This is a genomic window from Mesorhizobium sp. CNPSo 4689 (genome assembly GCF_057784325.1).
On sequence record NZ_JBWLUZ010000021.1, the window covers coordinates 86,429 to 93,061 of the forward strand.

The 6,633-nt window shown below is 62.4% G+C and carries 9 protein-coding genes and 1 pseudogene; 6 read left to right on the top strand and 4 right to left on the bottom strand.

Going from position 1 to position 6,633, the window contains the following annotated elements; all coding sequences use genetic code 11:
• Position 1 precedes the first annotated feature (1 nt).
• Positions 2-562 carry an RNA polymerase sigma factor gene (locus AC04SI_RS22985; protein WP_006203352.1) on the bottom strand — a complete coding sequence of 187 codons (561 nt, stop codon included), beginning with the start codon at positions 560-562 and terminating at the stop codon, positions 2-4.
• A gap of 170 nt (positions 563-732) precedes the next feature.
• On the opposite strand from AC04SI_RS22985, the gene AC04SI_RS22990 reads away from it, so the two are divergent.
• From AC04SI_RS22990 to AC04SI_RS23010, 5 genes are all read left to right on the top strand, one after another.
• On the top strand, positions 733-1,056 hold the full coding sequence (locus AC04SI_RS22990; protein ID WP_404280536.1) for an ArsR/SmtB family transcription factor: 324 nt from the start codon (positions 733-735) through the stop codon (positions 1,054-1,056).
• A complete protein-coding gene (locus tag AC04SI_RS22995) occupies positions 1,053-1,463 on the top strand; it encodes an SRPBCC family protein (RefSeq protein WP_192183585.1) in 411 nt (136 codons plus the stop codon). The genes AC04SI_RS22990 and AC04SI_RS22995 overlap by 4 nt, the downstream gene beginning before the upstream one ends.
• 98 nt (positions 1,464-1,561) lie before the next feature.
• Positions 1,562-1,954 (top strand): VOC family protein, encoded by a 393-nt coding sequence (locus AC04SI_RS23000; RefSeq protein ID WP_404280535.1) that lies wholly within the window; start codon positions 1,562-1,564, stop codon positions 1,952-1,954.
• Positions 1,955-2,153: 199 nt separating this feature from the next.
• The gene (locus tag AC04SI_RS23005; RefSeq protein WP_488474950.1) at positions 2,154-2,552 is read left to right on the top strand and encodes a DUF1801 domain-containing protein; all 399 of its coding nucleotides are present in this window, start codon (positions 2,154-2,156) and stop codon (positions 2,550-2,552) included.
• 34 nt (positions 2,553-2,586) lie between these two features.
• Entirely contained in the window at positions 2,587-2,994 is a 408-nt protein-coding gene (locus tag AC04SI_RS23010; protein ID WP_404280534.1) for a DUF1801 domain-containing protein, read from the top strand.
• A gap of 25 nt (positions 2,995-3,019) precedes the next feature.
• Here the strand turns inward: AC04SI_RS23010 and AC04SI_RS23015 are convergent, their stop codons facing one another.
• The 3 genes from AC04SI_RS23015 to AC04SI_RS23025 all read right to left on the bottom strand — a co-directional run bounded on the left by AC04SI_RS23015 (position 3,020) and on the right by AC04SI_RS23025 (position 6,211).
• Entirely contained in the window at positions 3,020-3,751 is a 732-nt protein-coding gene (locus AC04SI_RS23015; RefSeq protein WP_404280533.1) for a dienelactone hydrolase family protein, read from the bottom strand.
• 108 nt (positions 3,752-3,859) lie between these two features.
• Entirely contained in the window at positions 3,860-4,540 is a 681-nt protein-coding gene (locus AC04SI_RS23020) for a hypothetical protein (RefSeq protein WP_404280532.1), read from the bottom strand.
• A gap of 96 nt (positions 4,541-4,636) precedes the next feature.
• Complete coding sequence (locus AC04SI_RS23025) at positions 4,637-6,211, bottom strand: trimethylamine methyltransferase family protein (RefSeq protein WP_488474949.1); 1,575 nt, start codon at positions 6,209-6,211, stop codon at positions 4,637-4,639.
• A gap of 275 nt (positions 6,212-6,486) precedes the next feature.
• Between AC04SI_RS23025 and AC04SI_RS23030 the strand changes: the two are divergent.
• Positions 6,487-6,633 (top strand): annotated as a pseudogene (locus AC04SI_RS23030) (cobalamin-binding protein); the annotation flags it as partial.

The window sequence follows — 6,633 nt, forward strand, 5'->3', positions numbered from 1 at the left end:
GTCACACTTCCCCGGCTGAACGCATCAAGATCTTCAGCCGTTTCTTCGCTTCATGGATGTGCCAGGAAACCGTCGTCTCCGAGATCGCCATCGCCTCGGCGGCGGCCGCGTGGCTCAAGCCTTCGCCATAGACCAGAAGCACCGCGTCGCGCTGCTTGTCCGGCAGCTTGCGCACCGCTACCCACAGCGCCTCGGCCGGATCCTCCGGATCGTCTTCGGCCTCGCCCGAGATCAGCGCGTGCACGCCATAGGCTTCAGTCTTTGCGGTGTCGCGGGCGGTCTTGCGCATCATGTCACGCGCCGCGTTCAGCGTCATGGTGTAGAGCCATGTCGTGAAGGCGCCGCGGCCATGATAGTCGCGGATCGCGCGGCCGAGCCTGACACAGACTTCCTGGGCGATATCCTCGGCGTCGGCCTTCCTGCCGCACCAGCGATAGGCGGCGCGATAGACGAAGCCATAGTGCCTTTCGAGCAATTTGCCGAAAGCACCCCTGTCTCCGCCCTTCGCCCGCCCGATCAATTCGGCGTCGGAGGCTTCGCTTTCGTCGAGCATCATCGCCATCATTTGCCTGTTGGACGCAGGCTAATGGCGATTCCTTGGGGTGATGGAAAGATTTTTTTTCGGAAACGGTCGGGTCGTGTCCAAGACCAGCCCAGAACCCGTTCCCGCTTGACTCATCCATATCCCGACGGTTATACGTCAATCAATAGCCAGCAGGTTATCGATCACAAATGCCGAACGCTCATGATGTCCTCTTCAGAACCCTGGCCGATCCGACCCGGCGCGCTATCTTCGAGCGCCTGTGCCGGGAAGGAGAGCAGACGGTCGGCGCACTGACGTCTCAATCCGGAGTCTCGCAACCAGCCGTCTCAAAGCATCTCGGCCTTCTGAGGCAGGCCGGGCTGGTGCGCGACCGCCATGAAGGACGACAGACCCATTATAGCGCCCAGCTCGGCGCGCTTTCGCCGCTGATCGACTGGACAAGCCAGATGGCCGGGTTCTGGGAAACCCGGTTCGACGACCTCGAAGACCTGCTTAAAAGAATGGACCAATGACCAATACTGCGAACGAAACCCTCGCCGTCATTGTCGAACGTGAAATCCCTTTTCCGCCGGAAAAAATCTGGCGCGCGCTCACCCAACCGCACCTGATCGAGGAGTGGCTCATGAAGAACAGCTTCAAGCCGGTCGTGGACCATCGTTTCAGTCTCAGCGCGGACTGGGGCGCCGTCGATTGCCAGGTCCAGACAGTCGAGCCCAACAAGACGCTGTCCTACACGTGGGACACCAAGGATCTCGAGAGCGTGGTCACCTGGACGCTCACGCCGACGAGTACGGGGACCCATTTGCGCATGGAGCAGACCGGCTTCCGGCCGGATCAGCAGCCATACTACCGGGGCGCCACGGTCGGGTGGCAGAGGTTTTTTGCGGCCCTGGAGCAGGTCCTGGTGCGGATAGACTGAAGTCTGCCGGCACAATTCATGGCCACGCCCGTTTGCACGGAGCGGTACACCGCGCGCCTGAGACCAATGGAGGAAATGTGATCAATGGAGGAGAGACGATGAAGATCAAGCTGGCCAGCGTCTACGTGGACGACCAGGAAAAAGCTCTGGGCTTCTACACCGACGTGCTGGGATTCATCAAGAAGGCCGATTTCAGCAACGGGCCGTATCGCTGGCTGACCGTGGCTTCACCTGACGAGCCTGAAGGAACCGAGCTGCAGCTGGCGCTCAACGACAATCCGGCGGCCAAGGCCTACCAGCAGGCCATATTCAAGCAGGGCCAGCCCGCGGTGATGTTCTTCACCGACGACGTCAAGGGCGACTACGAGCGCATCAAGGGGCGCGGCGCCGGTTTCGCCATGCCGCCTACCGAAGTGACCGGCTCGACCATCGCCCAGTTGAACGACACCTGCGGCAACCTCGTCCAGATCACTCAGCTGGCGCGCTGGTAGGGCGGCCCGACGTTCGTTTTTAGAGGAGGTCGCATTGAACTTTAGCAAGTGGATTCGCCAGATTCACCGCTGGCTGTCGATCATCTTTACGCTGACCGTCATAGCCAACTTCGTCGCCATGGGATTGGGGGAGCCTCCCGCTTGGGTGGTCTACTCGCCGCTCCTGCCGCTCTTCCTGCTGCTGTTTTCCGGCCTGTACATGTTCGTGTTGCCATATGTCGCCAGGTCGCGTGACGAGCAACGTGGCGACGCCCCCGTGCAGGCCTACATCGCGGCCATGCCGGGCTGGAAAAGCGACCTCGGGCGCCGTCTCAATGCGCTCATCGAGCGCACCGTCCCTGGCGTGCACAAGGCGGTCAAATGGAACTCGCCGTTCTACGGGATAGAGGGCCAGGGCTGGTTCCTCAGTCTCCATTGCTTCACGAAATACGTCAAAGTGGCTTTCTTCCGTGGCGCGTTGTTGCATCCCGTCCCTCCCGGCGCCTCCAAGACCAAGGACACGCGCTACCTCGACATCCACGAGGATGACGAGCTCGACGAAGCCCAGTTCGCCGCCTGGGTGAAGCAAGCCAGCCAATTGCCCGGCGAACGAATGTGAGCGGCGCGACAACAAAGGAGGAAACGACAACACCATGAAGAAGAGCGGCTCGACGGAAGGAACCGGAGGGAAATCTCCCTCCCAGCTCATCGATGCGAGAATCAGCGAGCTGGGCGACTGGCGCGGCGAGACGCTCAGCAGGCTCCGTGCCTTGATCAAGGAAGCCGACCCCGAAGTGGTGGAGGAATGGAAGTGGCGCGGCGTTCCGGTGTGGGAGCACGCCGGAATGATCTGCACCGGCGAGACCTACAAGGCTGTCGTCAAGATGACCTTCGCCAAGGGCGCCTCGTTGGAGGACCCCTCAGGCCTCTTCAACTCCAGCCTCGAAGGCAACACCAGGCGCGCCATCGACTTCCACGAGGGCGAGACGATCAACGAGGAGGCCCTGAAGGCGCTCATCCGCGCCGCCGTGGCCTTGAACACGTCGGTGCGAGCTCGGTGAAACGGGCAACGTGGCGATAGCGCGCCTATCCCAACGTTTCTGCAAACAGCGTGATCAACCGCTTCCAATGGCGCTCGGCGCCAACAGCGTCATGGACGCTGTGGTCCGGCACGCACCAGCCATGCGCCATGCCGACATAGTTCTCGATGACATGGTCGACTTCCGCCACCCGCAATGCCTGGGCCAGTCGCGCCGACTGTTCCGGCGGGAAGCTGCGGTCGATACCCGATGTGCCGACATAGACACGCGCCTTGATCGACGCCGCCTTGCGATGCGGGCTATCGGGAGCGTCGCTGGCCAGATTGCCACCATGGAAACTGGCCGCGGCAACGATGCGATCGGGATAGGTCGCCGCAGCATTCAGCGCCCGCGCGCCGCCCATGCAATAGCCGACGACACCAACCGGCCCGGTGACACCTTCCGCAACCAGCGCATCGAGGAATGCCCTGCCGTCGCGAATGGTCATGTCCTGCGTCGTGCCGCCGCTCAAGGCCGACAGCGCAGCCTTACTCTTTTCCTCGGCAAAAGCCGTCTTGGGATCGAACGGGCCATAGGGCACGTTGCGATAGAAGAGATCGGGCACCAGCACGGCATAGCCATTCCCGGCGAGGCGCTCGGCCATCTGGTCGAGCGCCGGACGCGGGCCGAAAATATCCATGTAGAGGATGACGCCGGCCTTGGCTGGAGCCGCCGGACGAAACAGCCCCGCTCTGGCCGTGCCGTCCTGCGTCTTGATCTCAATATCCTGCTTCGCCATCACGCGCTCCGTTGCCTTTGTTGCGCGATAGATATCCGCGCAGGCTTGCACGGCAAGTCATAAGCTGGCCGTGCCATTCAAGATTTCGTGCAGCATTGGGGAACTGAACTAGAGGCCAGCGAAACTTGCCATGTGAAAGGCCTGAACCTCCGGAGGGTAACGATAGGCCATGCCGTAGGGACAGGCATTGCGGTCGAGGCAACCACCCGTACGACACGGCGCGCCATTCGCTCCCCGCACATGTTCGAGACAAGCGTGATAGGCAAAGCCATCCAGGGAATAGGCGTCGACCGGACAGGATTTCAGGCAAGGCTTTTCGACACATGCATCGCAAAGGTGAACCGCTTCGCGACCTTCCGGAAGCGCGATCTCATCCTCGAACAACAACGCGCCGCGATAGGCATGCCATAGCCCGTACTGCGGATGCATGAGGATGCCGAGCGGCGACGGCTTTAGCTTCTCCGCCCGCATCGCCCATTGCTGGAACGGCAGATAGGGCCGGTCGGAAGGCGAGACGGCACGCGCGCCAAAATCTTTCGCGACCGCGCCAATCACCTCGCGCGACCAGGTGTCGAGCGGGTTGGTCATGGTCTGCGGTTGCCTCTCGCGCCAGCGCAGGAAATGCGGCCACGGCGCAGCACCCGCCTGCCCCACCAGGAGGGCAGATTTGGCCGACAGGCCCGTCGGACCGGAAGGGGCCTCCTCGTCATCGGCGAAAATGAAGCCGCCGCGCAAGGTCAGGCCGTTATGCGCCAGCGACGATACGATGCTTTCGATGGCGTCCCGCAAACATCATCCCTTCTTGTCCGGATCGGAGAAGGCGCTCCGCCATACTTCCTTGTGGATGATGTTGGCGACTTTAGCCCCGCCTGACTCGGGCTCCTTTCAGGTGAAGGCGTCGGGCATCGACCCCTTCTTCCTGGCAATGAAGTCTTTCAGGCCATCGTCGATGCCCTGATCGAGATGCGGCGCCTCATAGGTCTCCAGCCAGCGCCGGGCGAGTTCGTTGGCGCGCTGCGGCGCCGTCTTCTGGCCCTCGGCCAGCCACTGCTCGTAGGAATTGTTGTCGGCAATGCTGGAGCGGTAGAAAGCGGTCTGGAAATTGGCCTGCGTATGGTCGCAGCCGAGATAGTGGCTGCCCGGACCGACCTGGCGGATGGCGTCCATCGCCTGGCCGTTCTCGGACAGGTCGACGCCCTCGGAAAACTTCTGCGTCATGCCGAGCTGGTCGATATCCATCATGAACTTTTCGTAGCAGGAGGCGAGCCCGCCTTCGAGCCAGCCGGCCGAATGCAGCACGAAATTGGTGCCGGCAAGGATGGTCGAATTCAGCGTGTTGGCGCTTTCATAGGCGGCCTGCGCATCCGGGATTTTCGAGGCGCAGAGCGAGCCACCGGTGCGGAACGGCAGGCCGAGCCGGCGCGCCAACTGTGCGGCGCCATAGGACACCAGCGACGGTTCCGGCGTGCCGAAGGTCGGCGCGCCCGACTGCATCGAGATCGACGAGGCGAAGGTGCCGAACAGCACCGGCGCGCCGGGACGGATCAACTGCGTGAACGAGGCGCCGGCCAGCACCTCGGCCAGCACCTGCGTCAGCGTGCCGGCGACCGTAACCGGGCTCATCGCGCCGGCCAGGATGAAGGGCGTGACGATGCAGGCCTGGTTGTGGCGCGAATAGACTTTCAGCGCACCGAGCATCGTCTCGTCGAACACCATCGGCGAATTGGCGTTGATCAGGCTGGTCAGCACCGTGTTGTTCTCGACGAAATCGTCGCCGAACACGATCTTGGCCATGGCGACCGTATCTTCGGCCCGCTCCGGCGCCGTCACCGAGCCCATGAACGGTTTGTCCGAGTAGCGGATATGGCTGTAGACCATGTCGAGATGGCGCTTGTTGACCGGCACGTCGACCGGCTCGCACACCGTGCCGCCCGAATGGTGGATCGAGGGCGCCATATAGGCGAGCTTCACGAAATTCTGGAAATCCTCGATCGTCGCGTAGCGGCGGTTGCCGTCGAGGTCGCGCACGAAGGGCGGCCCGTAGACCGGTGCGAAGACGGTGGCGTTGCCGCCGATCTGCACCGAGCGCTCGGGGTTGCGGGCATGCTGGGTGTAGATCGACGGCGCGGTCTTGAGCAGCGAGCGGCAGAGCCCCTTGGGGAAATGCACGCGCTCGCCCTTGACGTCGGCGCCGGCCTCCTTCCAGAGCTGCAGCGCTTCGGCGTCATCGCGAAAAATGATGCCGATCTCTTCCAGCACCGTGTCGGTGTTCTTCTCGATCAGCGCCAGGCCTTCTTCGTCCAGCACCTCATAGACGTTGATCTTGCGCTTGATGTAGGTGAGCTGGGTGCCCGGGCCGCCGCCCGAGCGCGCCGCCCGCCGGGCAGCCGCTCCGCCGCTGGCGCCACGCCCGCGCCGCGCGTTTGACGCTTCCTGGTCGACTGCCGCGTGTTCGCTCATGGTGGTTCTTCCCTGAATCTGTTCTTGTCTGAAATCCGCTGCGGCCGCATCTTGCCGCTCCTGCCCGGATCGTAGCCATGCACCCTATTCGAAACGGCCAGCCAGCGCCAACGCCTGTCGCAAAATCGACAAGAATTCCAATAGATTTGCGGTCGCTTTCCTTTTGCGGGAAGTCGCAAATCAGCTATGGATACCCGCCCCTAGCGGGTTAGGTATGGACGCAAATATGTTGTGCCTTGCGACGCAGTCGCGATGCCGTGAGGAGCTGGATCAAAATGGCCGACGACGAGATCATCCTTTCCGAGCTTTCCGACGACGAGTTGGTGCAGCAGATGCACGACGACCTTTATGACGGGTTGAAGGAAGAGATCGAGGAAGGCACACAGATCCTGCTCGAGCGCGGCTGGGCACCCTACAAGGTG

Bases quoted from the DNA above. Each gene is read 5' to 3' on its own strand.
- AC04SI_RS22985 (WP_006203352.1), bottom strand. From the start codon at position 562: ATGGCGATGATGCTCGACGAAAGCGAAGCCTCCGACGCCGAATTGATC.
- AC04SI_RS22990 (WP_404280536.1), top strand. From the start codon at position 733: ATGCCGAACGCTCATGATGTCCTCTTCAGAACCCTGGCCGATCCGACC.
- AC04SI_RS22995 (WP_192183585.1), top strand. From the start codon at position 1,053: ATGACCAATACTGCGAACGAAACCCTCGCCGTCATTGTCGAACGTGAA.
- AC04SI_RS23000 (WP_404280535.1), top strand. From the start codon at position 1,562: ATGAAGATCAAGCTGGCCAGCGTCTACGTGGACGACCAGGAAAAAGCT.
- AC04SI_RS23005 (WP_488474950.1), top strand. From the start codon at position 2,154: ATGTTCGTGTTGCCATATGTCGCCAGGTCGCGTGACGAGCAACGTGGC.
- AC04SI_RS23010 (WP_404280534.1), top strand. From the start codon at position 2,587: ATGAAGAAGAGCGGCTCGACGGAAGGAACCGGAGGGAAATCTCCCTCC.
- AC04SI_RS23015 (WP_404280533.1), bottom strand. From the start codon at position 3,751: ATGGCGAAGCAGGATATTGAGATCAAGACGCAGGACGGCACGGCCAGA.
- AC04SI_RS23025 (WP_488474949.1), bottom strand. From the start codon at position 6,211: ATGAGCGAACACGCGGCAGTCGACCAGGAAGCGTCAAACGCGCGGCGC.